This is a genomic window from Pseudomonas sp. AIG (genome assembly GCF_977020205.1).
The window spans coordinates 25,216-43,295 of sequence record NZ_CDROCK010000046.1 but is presented as its reverse complement, the minus strand read 5'-3'; the positions used below and the strand labels follow the sequence as shown (position 1 = coordinate 43,295).

17 protein-coding genes are annotated in these 18,080 nt (G+C 61.6%); 5 read left to right on the top strand and 12 right to left on the bottom strand.

Annotated features, from left to right (window positions below):
- Positions 1-40: 40 nt before the first annotated feature.
- The 5 genes from ACWR1S_RS23190 to ACWR1S_RS23170 form a co-directional block, all read right to left on the bottom strand.
- Positions 41-1,390, bottom strand: a complete 1,350-nt coding sequence (locus ACWR1S_RS23190) for an APC family permease (protein WP_454565140.1) — start codon at positions 1,388-1,390, stop codon at positions 41-43.
- An 81-nt stretch (positions 1,391-1,471) separates the two neighbouring features.
- The gene (locus ACWR1S_RS23185; protein WP_454565139.1) at positions 1,472-2,224 is read right to left on the bottom strand and encodes an N-formylglutamate amidohydrolase; all 753 of its coding nucleotides are present in this window, start codon (positions 2,222-2,224) and stop codon (positions 1,472-1,474) included.
- Positions 2,208-3,539 carry a glutamine synthetase gene (locus ACWR1S_RS23180; RefSeq protein WP_454565138.1) on the bottom strand — a complete coding sequence of 444 codons (1,332 nt, stop codon included), beginning with the start codon at positions 3,537-3,539 and terminating at the stop codon, positions 2,208-2,210. The genes ACWR1S_RS23185 and ACWR1S_RS23180 overlap by 17 nt, the downstream gene beginning before the upstream one ends.
- A complete protein-coding gene (locus tag ACWR1S_RS23175; RefSeq protein WP_454565137.1) occupies positions 3,536-4,180 on the bottom strand; it encodes an isochorismatase family cysteine hydrolase in 645 nt (214 codons plus the stop codon). Before ACWR1S_RS23175 ends, ACWR1S_RS23180 begins: the two co-directional genes overlap by 4 nt.
- A 2-nt stretch (positions 4,181-4,182) precedes the next feature.
- Positions 4,183-5,037, bottom strand: a complete 855-nt coding sequence (locus ACWR1S_RS23170) for a MurR/RpiR family transcriptional regulator (RefSeq protein ID WP_034152527.1) — start codon at positions 5,035-5,037, stop codon at positions 4,183-4,185.
- Positions 5,038-5,367: 330 nt separating this feature from the next.
- On the opposite strand from ACWR1S_RS23170, the gene ACWR1S_RS23165 reads away from it, so the two are divergent.
- Positions 5,368-5,922 (top strand): histidine phosphatase family protein, encoded by a 555-nt coding sequence (locus tag ACWR1S_RS23165; RefSeq protein ID WP_454565136.1) that lies wholly within the window; start codon positions 5,368-5,370, stop codon positions 5,920-5,922.
- Positions 5,922-6,677 (top strand): precorrin-6A synthase (deacetylating), encoded by a 756-nt coding sequence (gene cobF / locus ACWR1S_RS23160; RefSeq protein ID WP_454565135.1) that lies wholly within the window; start codon positions 5,922-5,924, stop codon positions 6,675-6,677. The genes ACWR1S_RS23165 and cobF overlap by 1 nt, the downstream gene beginning before the upstream one ends.
- Before the next feature lie 223 nt (positions 6,678-6,900).
- Here cobF and ACWR1S_RS23155 read toward each other — a convergent pair whose 3' ends face one another.
- From ACWR1S_RS23155 to ACWR1S_RS23145, 3 genes are read right to left on the bottom strand one after another with little or no spacing between them, the layout of a single operon-like run.
- A complete protein-coding gene (locus ACWR1S_RS23155) occupies positions 6,901-8,082 on the bottom strand; it encodes an acetyl-CoA C-acetyltransferase (protein WP_454565134.1) in 1,182 nt (393 codons plus the stop codon).
- Between the two features lie 11 nt (positions 8,083-8,093).
- Positions 8,094-8,759 (bottom strand): CoA transferase subunit B, encoded by a 666-nt coding sequence (locus ACWR1S_RS23150; RefSeq protein WP_122843518.1) that lies wholly within the window; start codon positions 8,757-8,759, stop codon positions 8,094-8,096.
- A 24-nt stretch (positions 8,760-8,783) separates the two neighbouring features.
- Positions 8,784-9,482: a CoA transferase subunit A gene (locus tag ACWR1S_RS23145; RefSeq protein WP_016983257.1), complete on the bottom strand. Its 699-nt coding sequence runs from the start codon at positions 9,480-9,482 to the stop codon at positions 8,784-8,786.
- Positions 9,483-9,766: 284 nt separating this feature from the next.
- Here ACWR1S_RS23145 and ACWR1S_RS23140 point away from each other — a divergent pair, with 284 nt between their 5' ends.
- Positions 9,767-10,663, top strand: coding sequence for a LysR substrate-binding domain-containing protein (locus ACWR1S_RS23140; protein ID WP_454565133.1), 897 nt, complete (start codon positions 9,767-9,769; stop codon positions 10,661-10,663).
- Between the two features lie 116 nt (positions 10,664-10,779).
- On the opposite strand, the gene ACWR1S_RS23135 is transcribed toward ACWR1S_RS23140, so the two are convergent.
- Positions 10,780-11,622: an NAD-dependent protein deacetylase gene (locus tag ACWR1S_RS23135; RefSeq protein WP_454565132.1), complete on the bottom strand. Its 843-nt coding sequence runs from the start codon at positions 11,620-11,622 to the stop codon at positions 10,780-10,782.
- A gap of 54 nt (positions 11,623-11,676) precedes the next feature.
- Complete coding sequence (locus ACWR1S_RS23130) at positions 11,677-12,723, bottom strand: class I SAM-dependent methyltransferase (RefSeq protein WP_454565152.1); 1,047 nt, start codon at positions 12,721-12,723, stop codon at positions 11,677-11,679.
- Positions 12,724-13,139: 416 nt separating this feature from the next.
- Between ACWR1S_RS23130 and ACWR1S_RS23125 the strand changes: the two genes are divergently transcribed.
- On the top strand, positions 13,140-13,979 hold the full coding sequence (locus ACWR1S_RS23125; RefSeq protein WP_454565131.1) for an HvfB family MNIO-type RiPP peptide maturase: 840 nt from the start codon (positions 13,140-13,142) through the stop codon (positions 13,977-13,979).
- Entirely contained in the window at positions 13,972-14,724 is a 753-nt protein-coding gene (locus ACWR1S_RS23120) for an HvfC family RiPP maturation protein (RefSeq protein ID WP_454565130.1), read from the top strand. Before ACWR1S_RS23125 ends, ACWR1S_RS23120 begins: the two co-directional genes overlap by 8 nt.
- On the opposite strand, the gene ACWR1S_RS23115 is transcribed toward ACWR1S_RS23120, so the two are convergent.
- Both ACWR1S_RS23115 and ACWR1S_RS23110 read right to left on the bottom strand, forming a co-directional pair.
- Positions 14,725-15,753 carry an NAD(P)/FAD-dependent oxidoreductase gene (locus tag ACWR1S_RS23115; RefSeq protein ID WP_454565129.1) on the bottom strand — a complete coding sequence of 343 codons (1,029 nt, stop codon included), beginning with the start codon at positions 15,751-15,753 and terminating at the stop codon, positions 14,725-14,727.
- Positions 15,740-17,923 carry a hypothetical protein gene (locus ACWR1S_RS23110; RefSeq protein ID WP_454565128.1) on the bottom strand — a complete coding sequence of 728 codons (2,184 nt, stop codon included), beginning with the start codon at positions 17,921-17,923 and terminating at the stop codon, positions 15,740-15,742. The genes ACWR1S_RS23115 and ACWR1S_RS23110 overlap by 14 nt, the downstream gene beginning before the upstream one ends.
- Positions 17,924-18,080: the final 157 nt, after the last annotated feature.

The window sequence follows — 18,080 nt, the reverse complement described above, 5'->3', positions numbered from 1 at the left end:
CGGTCGCCTGATTTGTTGTCAGACGCCGCTCTTTTTCTTGTCAGCCATTGCTCGGGTCAGGCAGCGCGGTGCTGGCGCCGAGTTTGTTGAGGAAAAACAGGTACACCAGACCCAGGGCAATCCAGATCAGGCCGAGTTTCTGCGCATCGACGCCCATGTTGTACATGATGGCCGCGACGATGATGAAGCCGATCACCGGGCAGATCAGGTGACGCACGACCTGACCGGACTTCTGCCGACGCCAGTAGTAGTTGATCACTGTCAGGTGCAGCAGCATGAAACCGCTGAGCGCGCCGAAGTTGACCAGCGAAGTCAGGGTGTCGACCGAGTTGATGAACAGGTAGCAGATCACCAGCGACAGCACGGCGACCAGATAAATGCTGAGGTACGGCGTGTTGTGTTTCGGGTGCACTTTGGCCAGCACTTTCGGCAGCTTGCCGTCGCGCGCCATGCCGAACAGCAGGCGCGACACCGCCGCTTGCGAGGTGATGGCCACGGCCACGCCCCAGGCCAGAGCCGTCGCGACAGCAGTCAGAGTCGCCAGCCAACTGCCAGCGGCGATTTCGGCGATCTCATAGAACGCGGTGTCGGCGGATTTGAAACCCATGCCGGCCGCCAGATCGGTGGCGATCCAGGTTTGTGCAACGAAAATCACGCCCATGACCAACAGGGTGATCAGTGCGGCTTTGCCGACGCTTTTGCCCGGATCGCCCTTGATTTCTTCGGCGAGGGTGGAGATCGCATCGAAGCCGAGGAACGACAGCACCGCAATCGACACCGCTTGCATCAGCAGGGCGAAGTTGAACGTTTCCGCGTGATACAGCGGCGCCAGGGTCAGCTCGCCGTTACCGCCACCGTTGTGCAGGGCATTCCAGGCGTAGAACAGGAAAATGCCCAGCACCACCAGTTGCGCCAACAGGAAGATGATGTTCATCCGCGCGGTGAAGGTGATGCCGCGCAAGTTGACGAAGGTCGCGCTGACCAGAAACGCCAGAATGAAGCCGACTTTCGGAATGTCCGGGTACAAATGGTTGAGCGCCATCGCCGCGTAAACGTAAAGCAGCGGCGGGATCAGCAGGTAATCGAGGAGCATCAGCCAGCCGGCGATGAAGCCGACATGTTGATTGAGGCCGCGCTGTGCATAGGAATACACGGAACCGGCAATCGGAAAGGCCTTGGCCATGCTGCCGTAGCTCAGCGCGGTGAACAGCATCGCCACCATGCCGATGATGTACGCCAGCGGCACCATCCCCGGCGCCTCGGCGTTGACGTAGCCATACACACCGAACGGGGCGATGGGGATCATGAAGATCATCCCGTACACCACCAGGTCGGTCAGCGTCAGGCTACGTTTCAACTCTTGCTTGTAGCCGAATTCTTCAATTTCCATGAAGCGCAACTCCTTGTCAGCCAGTCGGTCGTTTTAATTGTTATCGGTCCATCGTTTACAGCATCAGCCGTCTTTTATTCATTACAGCAATGGCGCGAGGTATCCGGCCCAGCGCGATACGGCGGCGGGGCTGCGCAGCAAATCGTTGCGCACCTCGATCAGCACGGAATCGAGGCCACGGGCATCGCCGTGCACCGGCACGGTCATGTCGCCCAGCGGATCGATCCTGTACGGCTGATTGCCGGCCACTTTCAGTGGGTGTTTAGCGAGGCCGTCGAGCAGGCGTTGCGCGTAAGACTTGGCCTGACCGAACAGCACGCCGACTTCCAGTGGTCGCGGCTGGCCGTAATACACCGGGGTGAAGCTGTGAATCCCGACCACGCGCACCGTTTGACCCTGTGCAATACGCTCGTCGATCAAGGTTTGCAAACGTGCATGAAACGGTTTGAACAGGGTCTGGCGGCGGTATTCGCGGGTGGCTTCGTCCAGCTCGCGGTTGCCCGGCACCTGATAAATCTCGCTCTGTACCGGAATACTGTCCGGTGCATGCCGTGGCCGGTTCAGATCAATCAACAGCCGCGAATAATTGGCGCTCAGCAGGGTTGCGCCAAGCATCTGCGACAACTGCTCGGCCAGTTGCAGCGCGCCAATGTCCCAAGCGATGTGTTCGTGGGCGGCGGCATCGTCCAGGCCCAGATTGTTCAGGGCGTCGGGGATGTAGCGACTGGCGTGTTCGCACACCAGAATCAACGGGTGCGTCGAGTCAGCGCGGCTCAGGTTGTAGGCCGGTCGGGTGTACAACCCCAGCTCGGCGGGTTCAGTACAGGCGTGCATAGTGCTCACACAAGTCAGCGGGCGAGAGCTGTTCCGTCAGCGCCAGTTCCTCGGTTTTCAGGGCGTAATAAGTGTCGAGCAGCGGCTTGGGCAGCCATTCGGTGAAGGCGCCACTGTTGCGCAGGCAATCCAGCGCCTGGGCCAGCGAGGCGGGCAGGGCAACGATGCCCCGCGCCTGGCGTTGCTCGTCGTTGAGTGAATCGGGAATTTCATCGGTGATCGCGTTCAGCGCCAAACGCTGTTCGATGCCCAGCCGTCCGGCGATCAGCAGCGCCGCCATGGCCAGGTGCGGCGAGGCAGTGGCGTCCATGGCGCGGAATTCGAGGTTGAACTGCTGGGCCACGGATTTACCGCCAAGGGTCACGGTCGGGCAGATGCGCAGCGCCGCCTCGCGGTTCTGTTGACCCAGACAAGCGTAAGAGGCGCTCCAGTGATGCGGCTGCAAGCGCTCGTACGAAACCGGCGTCGGCGCGGTGAAGGCACAGAGTGCCGGCAGGTAATGGAGGATACCCGCCGCCCAATGCTGGCCGAGACTCGACAGACCGTTGCTGGTGCCAGCGTCGTAAAGCATCGGCTGGCCGCCCAGATCGAGCAGGCTGACGTGCAGATGCACGCCGTTGCACACCGCGTCGGCGGCGGTCTTCGGCGCGAAGCTCAGGTCGAGGCCCATTTGCCGAGCGATCTCACGGGTGATCTCGCGCACATTGACGGCGCGATCCGCCGCCGCCACGCCGAGCGTCGGGCGGCAGGTGATTTCGTATTGGTGCTTGCCGTATTCGGGCAGAAACATCTCCGGTTCGACACCGCCGGCGCGCAAGGCGCTGAGCAGCCAGCCACCGAACTCGGCACCTTGGCGCTGGGCTTCGAGGGAGAACGCCAGATGCTCGGCGAAACCGGCGTGCAGGTTGAATTCGTGTTCGAACGCGGCGTTGACCTGCAAGCCCAGCGCATCGCGATATCGCTCGATTTCATCGCGCAACAGCGTACGCGGGCAGGCGCCCCATGGGCGGCCATCGGTTTCGCGGATATCGCCGTGGATGAAATCCAGCGCCGGCGCGTCGACGTCCGGGCCGTTGCCGACGGTGACGCGGCTGCCCAGATCCGGGATCAGCCGCAGGTCGCCATAAGCGCCCCATGGATTGGTCGAGGCAATGATGTCCTGCGGCGTCAACGCGCTGTTGGCCGGCACCCAGCCACACCCGGCGGCTTGATAATGCTCAAGTTCATCAGTGGGAAACGAGCGGCCCCGGGTGATGCCGATCAGGTCGGTGGTGACCAGCGTGGTCATCGGCAGTGGCGTCAGGCGCGCGCTCATGGCCGCATCTCCTGCAAGCGGGCGAGCACGGTGTCGGTGTCGGTGATCCAGCAGTAACCCTTGATCGCATTCAGGCAGGCGTGATGGCGCTCGGCGCTGTAGGTGGCGCAGGCATCTTCGACCAGCGTGACCAGATAGCCGCGATCGGCAGCGTCGCGCACGGCCATGTCGACACACTGGTCGGTGACGATGCCAGCGATGATCAGGTGGCGGGTTTCGAGGTTGCGCAGCACGTAGTCGATGTTGGTCGAATTGAACACCCCGGACGAGGTCTTCGGCAGGACGATTTCGTTTTCCACCGGGCTCAGGTCTTCAATGATCCGCGCCTGCACGCTGCCTTTGGGCAGGTGCATGTCCGAGAGTTTGTGGTCGAGCGAACGGTCGCGACCATCGGCAGTGAGGCTTTCGATAATCGTGTGCAGCACGTTCTGCTGCGTTTCGCGAAAAGCGCTGAGCAAGCGACGTTGATTGGGCACCACCTGCATGTGCGCGCGGGTCAGGAAATACTCGGCTTCCGGCCCGTTGAGGTGCGCGTCGAACTGCGGCTCGAGCCAGGCACGCTGCATGTCCACCAGCAACAGTGCGGTGTGATCGGTGACAAACGGCAGGTCCCGCGGCGAGCGGTGGGGAAGGCTGAACATCCTTATTTATCCTCCAGCAGGTGGGTGTTGAAGTCATTGCGCAGGGCATCGATGCCTTCCAGGCGATCGGCGAGGTTTTCGGTGCGCAGGGTCAGGCAGGCGATCAATGCTTCGACCTGAGCCAGCGCCGGCACCATGGTGTCAAACGGCGAGGCCGATTCCACCGGGGCGCTGATGATCAGGTCGGCGAGTTCGCGCAGTGGCGAGGCGTAGATGTCGGTGAACAGCACCACCCGCGCGTTGTTGTTTTTCGCCGCGCTGGCGACACGCAGGGCCTGGGTCTGATAGCGGCGATAGTCGAACAACAGGACCACGTCCTGGCGCTGCAGATCAAACAGGCGATCAGGCAGTTGCGCGTTGTCTTCCAGGGCGAAGCAACCGGGGCGCAGCAGGCGCAGGTGATTGAGCAGGTAAGTGGCCATCAGGCTGCTGAAGCGCCCGCCAAAGCAGTACACCTGATGCCGGGCATCGAGCAGCCAGTCGGTGAGAATGCGCACGTCTTCGGGTTGGGTCAGCGATTGGGTTTCGACCAGCAGGCGATGACTGTCGCCCAGATAGTGGCTCCAGGCGTCGTCCTTGTGCTGATGGGCGCGCGGTTGCAACAGCGTGCGCGGCGAGCGCAGGCGGTGATCCATGTCGCTGAGCAGCGCATCCTGGAATTCGGCATAGCCGCCGAAGCCGAGTTTTTTCACCAGCCGCACAATGGTCGGATCGCTGACGCCGGCATGTTCGGCCAGACGCGCCATCGGCCCCAGACCATTACGCGGGTACTGATCAAGCAAGGCGCGAACGACTTTGCGCTCCGACGGCGTAAGATCCAGGCCGGGATCGGTGATCAGGTCTCTGAGAGGGGGCATCCGGGCTCCTGCTGGATGAGGGTGTTGAATTCGCTTCATAATCCGTTAAAACAGTATTTATGTAACTGGCGTTACATGTCTAGTGAATTTTTCAGCGTGTTGAAAAGGCGCCAAAATGAGGCGAGGCACCCGTGTAACAAGGGCTACACAGAGTTCGACGGTTCTTGTAGTCCATTGCCCGCAACGGTGTCAGAGATTGCCGTATTTCTGGATTTGTCCGTTGTGCCCGGGGCGATCCAACAGCCCTGCAACCCTCGGATTACGGCACAATTGCCGACAGAGCGGCTTTTACACCGTAGATTTTCATCAAGGCCTACCGGAGCGATCCCTGTGCAGACCACTCGTTTGACATTGATTTGCCATGCACGAACCGTCGCACAGAAATTGGCGTGTTTTCCTACGAATGAGCCTGTTGAAAATAGAGGGTTGGCGTCGGGTGCATTGGCCGAGCGTTTCAACCCCGCGCGACGCTTGATTTGCGCGCCGGAATTGCGCACACGGCAGACAGCGGCGTGGTTTGGCGCGGATGCGCAAGTGGATGACGCGCTGCGCGATTGTGACTGGGGCCGTTGGCACGGGATGTCGATCAAGGATCTGCAACGCTCGGAAGCCGCCGGGCTGCAGGCGTGGCTGGAAGATCCCCACGCAACCCCCCACGACGGTGAGTCGGTGGCGCAGTTATGCGAGCGTGTGGCGATATGGTTGAGCAGCCTGGAAGCCATGCCGGGACAGGTGGTGGCGGTGACGCATCCGTTTGTCATCCGCGCCGCGCTGATCCACGTGATGCGCGGTTCGGCATTTCATGACATTGATGTCGAACCGCTGTCGATGGTCGAACTACGCTTCACCGGGCGCTGGCGCCTGTGCCTTAAAGGAGCTTTGTGATGAAACAACTGTTGGTGATCGGCATCGGCGCCGGTAACCCCGACTACATCACGATGCAGGCCGTGAAGGCGCTGAACCGGGTCGACGTGTTCTTTTTGATGGATAAAGGCCAGAGCAAGGACAAGCTGATCGACTTGCGCCGGGAGATCTGTGAGCGCTACATCGACGACCCCGACTATCGCTTCGTCGAAGCCCACAGCCCGGAACGCGAGCGCGGTGATGTTGACTACACCGCCAGTGTCGATGAGCTGAACCGTGCCAAGCAGCAGACCTTCGAGCGGCTGATCAATGACGAATTGTCTGATGGTCAGTGCGGCGGTTTTCTGGTGTGGGGCGACCCGGCGCTGTACGACAGCACCGTGCGCATCCTCCAGGCAATACTGGCCTCGGGTGCGTGTGCCTTCGAGTTTGCGGTGATCCCCGGGATCACCAGTGTTCAGGCGCTGGCGGCGCAACACAAAGTGCCGCTGAATACGATCGGCCGTTCCATTGAAATCACCACCGGGCGGCGTTTGGCGGCAGGGCAGGTGAGTGATGCGGACAGTCTGGTGGTGATGCTCGATGCTGAAGATTCGTATCACCACGTCGCGGATCGGCAAACCGAGATTTACTGGGGCGCCTACCTGGGCACGCCGGACGAGATTCTGATCAGTGGCAGGCTGGCGGATGTCGCGGATGAGATCGAGCGGGTGCGCAAGGCGGCGCGGGCGGAGCATGGGTGGATCATGGATACTTATTTGTTGCGTAAGCCTTAGAGTGTTGGTGCTTGGACTGGCCCTATCGCGAGCAGGCTCACTCCTACAATTGAATGGGTTCACAATTCCAATGTGGGAGCGAGCCTGCTCGCGAAGGCGCCGGAACATTCAACGCACATTTCGAACAGGCAAAAAAACACCCGGTGCAACGCAAGTCGCACCGGGTTTTTGTTGCCAGCAAGCGGCGGATGTCGTGGATCCGCCGATCACTGTTGAACTCTGGTTATGCGCGTTCCAGCGCCAGTGCCACGCCCTGGCCGCCGCCGATGCACAGGGTCGCCAGACCCTTTTTCGCATCACGCTTGATCATTTCATGCAGCAGCGTCACCAGCACGCGGCAACCCGAGGCACCGATCGGGTGCCCCAAGGCGATGGCGCCGCCGTTGACGTTGACCTTGTCCAGATCCCATTGCAGATCCTTGGCCACTGCCAGCGATTGTGCGGCGAAGGCTTCGTTGGCTTCGATCAGGTCGAGTTGGTCGATGCTCCAGCCAGCCTTGTCGAGGCAACGGCGGGTCGCGGAAACCGGGCCAATGCCCATGATTGCGGGATCAACACCAGCATTGGCGTAAGCGGCGATAGTTGCGAGTACGGGCAGGCCGAGGGATTTGGCTTTTTCGGCACTCATCAAAATCACGGCAGCGGCGCCGTCGTTCAGCGACGAAGCGTTGCCAGCCGTGACGCTGCCGTCCTTTTTGAAAGCCGGACGCAGTTTCGCCAGGGATTCGGCAGTGGTGTCGCCACGCGGTTGCTCGTCGACTTTGAAGGCAACAGGGTCGCCCTTGCGCTGCGGGATCAGGATCGGGGTGATCTCATCGACAAAGCGACCGGCCTCAATGGCGGCGGCGGCTTTTTGCTGAGACGCGGCAGCGAAGGCGTCCTGCTGCTCACGGCTGATTTCGTATTTGTCGACCAGATTCTCGGCGGTAATGCCCATGTGGTAGTCGTTGAATGCATCCCACAGGCCGTCGCTGATCATGGTGTCGACGATTTGCGCGTGGCCCATGCGCAGACCGGTGCGTGCGCCCGGCATCACATAGTTGGACAGACTCATGTTTTCCTGACCGCCGGCGATGATCACATCAGCGTCACCGCAACGGATCGCCTGTGCGCCGAGGTGCAGTGCCTTGAGACCCGAACCGCAGACCTTGTTCAGGGTCATCGCCGGCACGGCGTGGGGCAGGCCAGCCTTGATCGCGGCCTGACGCGCCGGGTTCTGGCCGGCGCCGGCGGTCAACACCTGGCCCATGATCACTTCATCGACCTGCGCACCGTCCAGACCGGTTTGTTCGAGCAACTGGCGGATCACCGCCGCACCCAGATCCACCGCGGACACGCTGGCCAGCGAACCCTGGAAACTGCCGATCGCGGTACGCGTGGCGGCAACAATTACGACGTCTTGCATTTTCGAATTCCTCACTGGGCAGCGAACTGCATTTCCGGTACGTGATCCGGGACGATCAGTTTACCAGCGGTTTTGGCGACGATTTCTTCGACGCTGACGCCAGGTGCGCGTTCCTTGAGGACAAAAGCGCCATTTTCGATTTCCAGATAGGCGAGGTCAGTCAGCACACGCTTGATGCAACCGGCGCCAGTCAGCGGCAGGCTGCATTTGGCGAGCAGCTTGGACTCACCGTCCTTCGATGCGTGGGTCATGATCACGATGATGTTGTCAGCGCCGGCCACCAGGTCCATCGCCCCGCCCATGCCCTTGACCAGCTTGCCGGGGATCATCCACGAAGCGATGTTGCCTTCGACGTCGACTTCGAACGCGCCGAGCACGGTCAGGTCGACATGGCCGCCACGGATCATCGCGAAGGATTCGGCGGAGTTGAAAATCGACGCGCCGATGCGCGCGGTTACGGTCTGTTTGCCGGCGTTGATCATGTCGGCATCGATAGTGTCTTCGGTCGGAAACGGACCCATGCCGAGCAGGCCGTTTTCCGATTGCAGCATGACTTCCATGCCGTCGGGAATGTAGTTGGCGACCAGAGTCGGAATGCCGATGCCGAGGTTTACGTAGAAGCCGTCCTGCATTTCGCGGGCGACGCGCTGAGCCATTTGTTCGCGGGTAAGTGCCATGTTCTTGTTCTCCGTCAGCCTGAATTATTTGCGGATGGTGCGCTGTTCGATGCGTTTTTCGAACGTGCCGCAAATGACCCGATCGACGTAGATGCCCGGGGTGTGGATCTGCGAGGGGTCGAGTTCGCCGGGTTCGACGATTTCTTCGACTTCAACCACGGTGATCTTGCCGGCGGTGGCGGCCAGCGGGTTGAAATTCTGCGCGGTGTGACGGTAGATGACGTTGCCGAAGTGGTCGGCTTTCCAGCCTTTGACGATGGCGAAATCGCCAGTGATGGATTCTTCCATCAGGTACTTGCGACCCTTGAATTCGCGCACTTCCTTGCCTTCGGCAACCGGAGTGCCGACACCGGTGGCGGTGAAGAAGGCCGGAATACCGGCGCCGCCCGCGCGCATTTTTTCGGCGAGGGTGCCTTGCGGGGTCAGGATGACTTCGATGTCGCCCTTGAGCAGTTGCTCTTCGAACAGCTTGTTTTCGCCGACGTAGGAGGCGATGACTTTGCTGATCTGACGATCGGTGAGCAGCACGCCGAGGCCAAAACCGTCGACGCCGCAGTTGTTGGAGACGACGGTGAGGTCGCGGGTGCCTTTGCGCTTGATCTCGGCGATCAGGTTTTCCGGAATGCCGCACAGACCGAAGCCGCCGGCGATAACGGTCATGCCGTCCTCAAGCCCGGCCAGGGCTTCCTCGTAGGAACTCACGCGCTTGTCGAAACCTGCCATATGCACCTCTTTTATTATTTGCGGGCGGCTGGCTAGCCGAATGGTTGGAGTGTCTCGCTGGAGGATATATTTGTTAAGTTGATTTTTAAGGTCGATTGATTGATAAAGCTCAATAGTCGCGTTATGGCGTGCTGCTTGACGCTTGATCGTTCCCACGCTCTGCGTGGGAACGCCTCTAGGGACGCTCCGCGTCCAGTGACGCGGAGCGTCACGGGCTGCATTCCCACGCAGGAGCGTGGGAACGATCATGTACCACGATGCACCGACGATCCTGAGGCTTGAGTATGACCATCAAACAGATCCGCGCCTTCCTCGCCGTGGCCCATAGTCTCAGCTTCGCCGTGGCCTGCGAGCGTCTGCACCTGTCGCAATCGGCGTTGAGCCTGACCATCAAAGCGCTGGAGGAGGGCCTGGGCGGACGCCTGTTCAGCCGCAACACGCGCAATGTGGCGCTGACCCCGGAAGGCGAATCGCTGTTGCCACTGGCGCGACGGCTGATCGCCGATTGGGACAACGCCGAAGATGAAATGCGTCAACGCTTCAGCTTGCAGCGCGGGCGGGTGACACTGGCGGCGATGCCGTCGTTTGCCGGCAACCTGCTGCCGCCAATCCTCAAAACGTTTCGCGCGCGCTATCCGAACGTCAACGTCACGGTCAACGACGTGATCAACGAGCAGGTGCTGGAAATGGTCCGTGACCGTCAGGTGGAGCTGGGCGTGGCGTTTGAACCGATGCAGAACACCTCGATGACATTTACGCCGCTGTACCTGGATCGCTTCGTCGCGGTGGTGTCGAAGGATTCGCCATTGGCGCGGCTTAGCGAGATCGACTGGCAGACGTTGTTGCAGGAGCCGTTCATCACGTTGCAGCGGCCCTCGACGGTGCGGGTGATGCTCGAAGAGCACTTGCAGGCGCGAGGCATGAAGTTGCCGGTGGAGTTCGAGAGCCATCAATTGGCGACCGTCGGGCGCATGGTCGCCAGCGGTCTGGGCGTCAGTGCCGTGCCAGCGTTGTGCGCCGAGCAGATGCAGGAGTTGGGCGCGCATTGCCTGACCCTGGATGACTCGGTGGAGCGGGCGATTGGTGTGCTGACCGAGCCGGGCAATGAACTGTCGGCGGCGGCGCAGGCGTTGTTCGATATCCTCCAGCAAGAGAACCTGAGCCAACGCCTGTCTCCCTGATTGCCCCGATCCCTGTAGGAGTGAGCCTGCTCGCGATAACGGAGTATCAGTCAAACTTGCTGTGGCTGACAGAACGCTATCGCGAGCAGGCTCACTCCTACAGGGGATCTGTGTATTCAGCAGGTGAGGCGTTGTGTCAACAGGGGCAACAGCTGTTCACACGACGCTTCAATCTTCAAATCCAGCAAATCATCCGCGCGAGTCTTGCCCAGATTGATCGCAATCAGCGGCTTACCGCGATCGGCAATCACCCGGCACAGCCGAAACGCCGAATACGCCATCAACGAAGACCCCACCACCAACATCCCTGCCGCATTTTCCGCCGCCGCCATTGCCCGTGCTGCCGTGGGCTGCGCGACGTTTTCGCCGAAAAACACCACGTCCGGTTTCATCCGCTCGCCAGCGCAATGCGGGCAGTGCGGTACCTGAAAACGCGCCTCGAACGCCGGGTCAAGCAGGGTGTCGCCATCCGGTGCCTGCACGGCATCAACGCCAGCCAGATACGGATTTTGTCGTTCCATCAATTGTTGAATCGAATCACGCTCACTGCGCTGGCCGCAGTCCAGACACAGGACCCGGTGCAGGCTGCCGTGCAGTTCGATCACATCGTGACTGCCAGCCTGATCGTGCAGGGTGTCGACATTCTGAGTGATCAGATCGCGGATCAGCCCACTACGCTGCAAATCGGCCAATGCCTCGTGAGCCGCATTCGGCTGCGCCTGACGCACCCTCGGCCAGCCGAGCATGGCGCGCGCCCAATAGCGGCGGCGCGATTCGGGGGCAGCGAGGAATTCCTGGTACATCATCGGTTGCCGGCCACGGCGTACACCGTCGCTGTCGCGGTAGTCCGGAATGCCCGACGGCGTGCTGATGCCGGCCCCGGTCAATACGATGAAGTCGCCATCAGCCATCACCTCTTGCAGGGTGTCGAGGTGTTCGCGGGTCGGGCTGTCGAGCATGGTCAGCGCTCCGAAGTGGGCAGTGCCAGCAGGTTAGCACGCGACCCGCGTGGCTTACTTGCGCGCCTCCAGAATCAGGTTGAACGGTGTTTGCGTGGCCCGGCGGAAGTGCTTGAACCCGGCCTCGGCAAACACTTTGCGCAGACGCATTTCCCCGGCTTGCGCACCCAGGCCGAGGCCGACTTCCTGAGACAGCGAGTTCGGTGTGCAAATAAACGTCGAGGCCGCGTAGAACAGCCGCCCGACCGGGTTGATGTTGTCGTCCAGCGTGTCGTTGGCGAACGGCTCGACCAGCAACACGGTGCCGTCGTCCTTCAGTGAATCATAGGCGTGACGGGCGGCGCCGACCGGATCGCCCATGTCGTGCAGGCAGTCGAAATAGCAGATCAGGTCATAGTCATCGCCGGGGTAGCCTTTCGCCGAGCCCTGAAAGAACTTCGCCCGGCCGCTGACGCCACCTTCCTCGGCGCGTTGGGTGGCGACGGTGATCGAGGGCGCGTGGTAGTCGTAGCCGACGAAGCGCGAGTTGGGAAACGCCTGCGCCATGATCACCGTCGAGGCGCCATGGCCGCAGCCGATGTCGGCGACTTTGGCGCCTTCTTCAAGCTTGGCCACCACGCCGTCCAGCGCCGGCAGCCATTCGGCAATCAGGTGCCCTTTGTAGCCGGGCCGGAAGAACCGCTCCGTGCCGGTGAACATGCACGGGTGGTGATCGCCCCAGGGCAGGGCACCGTTGCCGCGCATGGCTTTGACCAGTTTGTCTTTGTCATGAAAAAACGACGCCACTACCCCGAGGCCGCCAGCGACGTAGACCGGTGAGTCTTCGACGGCCAAGGCCAGCGCTTGTTCTTCGGGTAAACGGAACTGGCCGTCGTGGTGCTCCATATAGCCGGATGCCGCGTGAGCGCTAAGCCATTCGCGCACCAGACGCGGGTTGCAGGTGGTTTTTGCGGCGAGGGCATCGGCGCTGATCGGCTGACTGTCGGCCATGGCCCGGTACAGGCCGAGTTCTTCGCCGACGATGACATTGGCCAGCATCGCCGCGCCGCCCATGTCGTTGACCAGTTTGCCCATGAATTGGTTGAGCTTCGCCTCGTCCATCATGTGTGCTCCTGAAACAGGATCACGGTCCGGCGGCGTCGAAGGTCGAGGCGTGCGCCACCGGGCGGTGGTCACGGAGTTGGGCAGGGCACCGCTGACGTCCTGCGTCCCCCCTCGACTGGGTAATGAAAGAGTCTAGCCCCGGTCCGCGACTGCCGCTGTCTTTGTGAACAGCGAAAAATCGGGTGGGAGCGAGCCTGCTCGCGAAGGCGGCATTTCAGGCAATTCTTATATTGGCAGTGCTGACGCTTTCGCGAGCAGGCTCGCTCCCACAATATTGATCGGCAGTGAGTCTGTATCACCGTGTATCGCCGTCATCGCCGGATACACAGGGTTGCAAATGCCCGGTCATGTGTACACAGCCGCGATACAGCCGGCGGCTCAAATGTGGAAAATCCACTGCTGAGGTAGATCCCATGCATACGCCGCCCTCATCACGGCCACCCAGCGTCGGCCTCGGCCTGCGCCGTGGCCTGCTGAAAGACCTGCAAGCTGCCCGCACCGACGCTTTCGACTTCCTCGAAGTCGCCCCGGAAAACTGGATCGGCGTCGGCGGCGCCCATGGCGCGGCGTTGCGTGAACTGGCCGAACGCTACCCGTTGTCCTGTCACGGCTTGTCGCTGTCCCTTGGCGGGCCGGCGCCGCTGGATGTCGGGTTCTTGCAGGAAGTGCGGGTGTTTCTCGACCATTACCACGTGCCGCTGTACAGCGAGCACCTGAGTTATTGCAGCGATGACGGTCATCTGTATGACTTGCTGCCATTGCCGTTCACCGAGGAAGCGGTGCACCACGTTGCCGCGCGAATTCGTCAGGCCCAGGACATTCTCGGTCGGCGACTGGCGGTGGAAAATGTCTCCTACTACGCCGCCCCGCGCCAAGACATGGATGAGGTGACCTTCACCAATGCCGTGCTGCACGAGGCCGATTGCGACCTGCTGCTGGACGTCAACAATGTCTACGTCAACGCGATCAACCACGGATTCGATCCGCAAACCTTTCTCGCTGGTATCGAGCCGCGCCGGGTGGTCGGCATGCATGTGGCCGGGCATTTCGATAAGTCCGACACGCTGAAAATCGACACCCACGGTGCCTCAGTCAAACCGGTGGTGTGGTCTCTGCTGGCCGAGGCCTATAGGCGATTTGGCGCAAAGCCAACGCTGCTTGAGCGGGATTTCAATTTCCCGGCGTTTTCCGAATTGGTCGCCGAGTTGCAGACCATTCGCCGCTTGCAAGCGGGGGGCGGCCATCGTGGATAACCTGCTACAGCAACAACAGGCGCTGACCCGATATTTGCGCGATCCCGACCATCAATCGCCACCGGCCGGCATGAACGCGGCGCGGGTCAACGTCTACCGCGATCTGGTGTTCAACAATGTCTCGCAGTTGTTAAGCGGCACATTTCCGGTGTTGATCCGCATCATCGGTGAGCGACGCTGGGGCTTGCTGGTGCGAGGATTCTTGCGCGACTGGCGGGCGCAGACTCCGAAGTTCGGAGAGATTGCCGAAACGTTTCTCGACTATCTCGCTTCGTCACCGCAGATGTTGCGCGAGGGCGAGTGGCCGGCGTTTTTGCTGGAGCTGGCGCATTACGAGTGGGTCGAGATGGTCTTGCAGCAGTCTGATGCTCAGGCGCTGCCGTCAAGCGATCCGGCGCTGTTGCTGGAACGCCCGCTGCAGATCTCGGCGCTGGCCTGGCCGTTGGCGTATGTCTGGCCGGTGCATGCACTTGATCCGAACCATCAGCCCGCCACGCCACCGGCGCAACCGACGCTGTTGCTGGTGCAACGCACGGCGGACTGGCGTGTGCAGTTTTCCCAACTGAGTCCGCTGGCATGGCGTCTGTTACAGCACATTGAAGCGTTTCCTGACCTTGATGGCCGCCAGCAATTGCAAGCTTTGGCGGTGGAAGCAGGGGTGGCCGAGACCGAAGTATTCATGGAAAGCGGATCGGCGTTGTTGCGGCAGTTTCACGAGGATGGCGTGCTCGGCAGCGTCTTTTGATCATGCGGCAGAGAGCCACGACGGCGGGCAGGGATGCTGACGATAGAAGTCGCGCAGATGCGTCACATCGCGTGCGAATCCTGCGTCCAGCCATTGGCGATATTGCGCCTGCGCCGGTATCTGCAAGGTCGATTGGCGCAGACAATCCGCCACGGCTTGCGCGGCCTGCATACCGCTCATCAACGCTTTGAGCACGCCGTGAGAAGACGCCGGGTCGAGTCGGTTGGCGGCATCGCCCACGAGAAAATAGCCGGCACCGGCGGCGGCCGGGGTGATGCGCCAGGTTACATCGGCGCCTCGTATCGGCCCCACGGCTGGCAATGCTTGCAGCGCCTCGGGAAGTCTCGCCGATCGCATGTTGTTCTCGAACGTCAGGTGCGCCCAGTGCAGCAACTGCTGCTCAACCTGAGCGATCCAGGTCCATCCGTCAGGGTCGGCCAGCAAGTGTGCGGTTGTTGCATAGGTTGCGCTGTGACCTTGCAGGTAGCCGTAACGCGCCACCAGCGGTGGTGAACAGTGCCGGACCGGCAGACCGAGTTGGCGAGCGAGCCAATCACAAGCGCCACTGGCATCGATCAGGCAGGTCGCATAAAGGCATCCACTGTCAGTATCCACGCCGATCACCCGATTGGCCTGAGCCAGCACCCGTCGCGCCCGGCAGGGCTGACTGATCTCCACCCCCAACCTGACAGCTTGCGACAGTAACGTCGCGTCCAGGTGCGCCCGTTCCAGATGAAAACCCTGCCACGCGCCGCGATCATCGGCGCCAAAAGGATTGAAGCGCGGCGCGCCGTTCCAGTGCACCCAATGGCCGTCATAGCGCCGGGCCGCGCCGTCACACAGCTGTTCGGCGACCCCCAGTTGTCGTAGTAGCGGTTCGATACCCGGATGCAGGCTTTCGCCGGGGCGAAATCGGGGGAACGCCTGCCGTTCGATCAAGGCCACGCGCAGTCCGTGACGGGCGCAACTGATTGCCGTTGCGCAGCCCGCAGGGCCGGCACCAACGACCACAACATCAAAATGCTTCATGGGCGACCTGCCATGGCAGGGTGTCGCGTTTGATCAGGATTGCATCGGCGCTGAGCAGCATAATCACCAGTTCTTCGACTTCGACGTGGCGTAACCTGAAATCACCTTCGGCAACTTGCACGGCACCGCGCTTGTACAGCAAAAAGCGCTGCACCCAGCCCTCCAGGACCTGTCCGGATTGCGCCTGTGCGCTGTCCAGTTCCGCGTTCGGCCGCTGCACTTCAACGAACGACAACAATGGCCAGGCATTGCGCAGGGGTTTATCGCTGGCGGCGCCGAGCGCGCGGTACACGCGATACATCGAGCGTACGCGCTGCTGATACGCGGTTTGCGCGGTGTGGCCGGTCGTGCTCAGGGAAAACCGGCCATCAAGGGCCACTTGTGTGTAATCGGCATGGGCATACGCGTGGTACTGGACGATCAGCCGGTCGTCTTGAGTGACCAGTTGCGGGCCGCGCTGATTATCCCAGGCCACGCCGCCGCCCATGCCGATTTCCTCATCGGTCAGGGGAATGATGCTGTGCAGCGTCGAGCGCGGCTCGAAGACCCGTGCCGAATCGGGAGCTACGCCGGGCCAGAAAGAACCCAGCGCCGCGCAGATCTTCGCATCCTCGGGAAACGGGCTGGCCATCTGATAACCGGCGAGGACGTTGATCCACTCATCGTCCGCCGTGCGCTGGCGAACCCAACCGACCTCCCAGCCAGGCCCGAACACCCCGGCGGCGCCGTCAGGCAATGAGGTCGGCCGCGATGGTGATGGTGGCGCGGCGGAGGATCGCAGCTTGCCGGCCTGATCGGCGAGGACAACGATGGCGCTCACGCCGCGGTCGGACGGGGAGAACAACTGATCTTGCAAGTGCAGGTTGGCGCAGTAGCGAACGTTGGAAAGCGCCTCCAGTCGAGCGTGCCAGAGGCCGGTGCTCGGTAGCGTCGGTTCGTCGCTGAGCCACTGCAACAGCTTGCGTTGACTGCACAGCGGATAGAAGTCCGGAGGGCCGATCAGCGAGTAGGCCGCGACGGCCGGCAAACTGTTTTCCAGCATCGGGCTGCGTGGCAACACCCAGCCATCGGCGGTACCGTCCTGATAATGCAAGGCGCGATAACCGCCCTGACGCACCAATTCCTCGACATCTTCGTGGTCGTTCAAATCCTCGATGCTGCCATCGGCCTCGACCCGGTGACGTCCGTGAACCATGCCGCCGGTGTTGGCCGGCATCACAAAGGACAACGGCTGACCCTGATATTCAACGGGCGCAACCAGCCGGGTTCTGACGTCAGGCAACAGCAGACCGGGGCCGAGATCTACAGCCCACGCCCAATGCGCCAGATTGTCGGTAACGACGAAGGGCGGCTGGTTGATCTGCGGTTCCTGCCAACCGGTGCCGCTATGGCGTAAATGGATATGGCGCAGTTTTTCGTTGATCTGGTGATTGTCCAGCGACACTGTCAGGTTCATGCCTTGCAGGCATTGCGAGCCATTGAACAACTTGTGCAGCGGCACCCAGAAGTCCAGTTCGGCATCAATGTCCACCTGGAAATCCATCGGCCCGAAGCGTTCGGCGTCGCCCTTGAGTTGCACGGCAATGTAGGCGCTGTAGCGCACTGGCATCACCCGGATGCCGTGCGGATCATCGTCGACGAAGGGCAGGAAACTGCGCAGTGTTGCGTCATAGCACGCGGGGGCGGTGCCGACGCGGGCGATACCGGTACGCGAGAAGCACAGGTCGGCATGCCGGCCATGCACGGTGTCGACGGCGCAACGATATTCACTGGCGAACGCGACCACCGCCAACGGCGCGCCCCGGGCTTTGTGGTGCAGACTGCCGAGTGTGGGCGGGCTGACGCTGAAGACATAGTCGAGCACTGTCTCGATCTCGGCGGCGGTGGGAAACAGCTGCAATGTTCGCCCGATCTCATCACAGCGCACGTTGGGGGAGGCCAGCGCGTGATAGAGCAGGCTGTGCGCCGGTGCGCCGGCTTCGATCGCGCGGCTGCCGGCCAATGCGAAATCGGCAAACCCGGGTAGCGAACGGTCGATGTTCAGCGGCTTGCGCAGCTCCGCCGCCAGCGGTTCGGCGAGCAGATCCAGGCCGTGGGCGAGCATCAGTGAATGCCAGCCGCCGGGTGCCAGGCGCGTACACACGTGTGTGACGGATTCGAGCAGGTTCATGTTGCGCCTCGACAGGGTGGGCCAATCGTCATGGAACCGCAGCCCGGCGCTGACTCGCTACTGTCAGATCTGACAGTGGCGACCAATGGTGATCAGTACACAACGGGCAACACAACCATAAGCGCATCAGCCAAGAGGCACAGTCAGTGGATTCTGA

Bases quoted from the DNA above. Each gene is read 5' to 3' on its own strand.
- ACWR1S_RS23115 (WP_454565129.1), bottom strand. From the start codon at position 15,753: ATGAAGCATTTTGATGTTGTGGTCGTTGGTGCCGGCCCTGCGGGCTGC.
- ACWR1S_RS23155 (WP_454565134.1), bottom strand. From the start codon at position 8,082: ATGCAAGACGTCGTAATTGTTGCCGCCACGCGTACCGCGATCGGCAGT.
- ACWR1S_RS23190 (WP_454565140.1), bottom strand. From the start codon at position 1,390: ATGGAAATTGAAGAATTCGGCTACAAGCAAGAGTTGAAACGTAGCCTG.
- ACWR1S_RS23185 (WP_454565139.1), bottom strand. From the start codon at position 2,224: ATGCACGCCTGTACTGAACCCGCCGAGCTGGGGTTGTACACCCGACCG.
- ACWR1S_RS23140 (WP_454565133.1), top strand. From the start codon at position 9,767: ATGACCATCAAACAGATCCGCGCCTTCCTCGCCGTGGCCCATAGTCTC.
- ACWR1S_RS23125 (WP_454565131.1), top strand. From the start codon at position 13,140: ATGCATACGCCGCCCTCATCACGGCCACCCAGCGTCGGCCTCGGCCTG.
- cobF (WP_454565135.1), top strand. From the start codon at position 5,922: ATGAAACAACTGTTGGTGATCGGCATCGGCGCCGGTAACCCCGACTAC.
- ACWR1S_RS23130 (WP_454565152.1), bottom strand. From the start codon at position 12,723: ATGGACGAGGCGAAGCTCAACCAATTCATGGGCAAACTGGTCAACGAC.
- ACWR1S_RS23135 (WP_454565132.1), bottom strand. From the start codon at position 11,622: ATGCTCGACAGCCCGACCCGCGAACACCTCGACACCCTGCAAGAGGTG.
- ACWR1S_RS23180 (WP_454565138.1), bottom strand. From the start codon at position 3,539: ATGAGCGCGCGCCTGACGCCACTGCCGATGACCACGCTGGTCACCACC.
- ACWR1S_RS23110 (WP_454565128.1), bottom strand. From the start codon at position 17,923: ATGAACCTGCTCGAATCCGTCACACACGTGTGTACGCGCCTGGCACCC.
- ACWR1S_RS23145 (WP_016983257.1), bottom strand. From the start codon at position 9,482: ATGGCAGGTTTCGACAAGCGCGTGAGTTCCTACGAGGAAGCCCTGGCC.
- ACWR1S_RS23170 (WP_034152527.1), bottom strand. From the start codon at position 5,037: ATGCCCCCTCTCAGAGACCTGATCACCGATCCCGGCCTGGATCTTACG.
- ACWR1S_RS23175 (WP_454565137.1), bottom strand. From the start codon at position 4,180: ATGTTCAGCCTTCCCCACCGCTCGCCGCGGGACCTGCCGTTTGTCACC.
- ACWR1S_RS23150 (WP_122843518.1), bottom strand. From the start codon at position 8,759: ATGGCACTTACCCGCGAACAAATGGCTCAGCGCGTCGCCCGCGAAATG.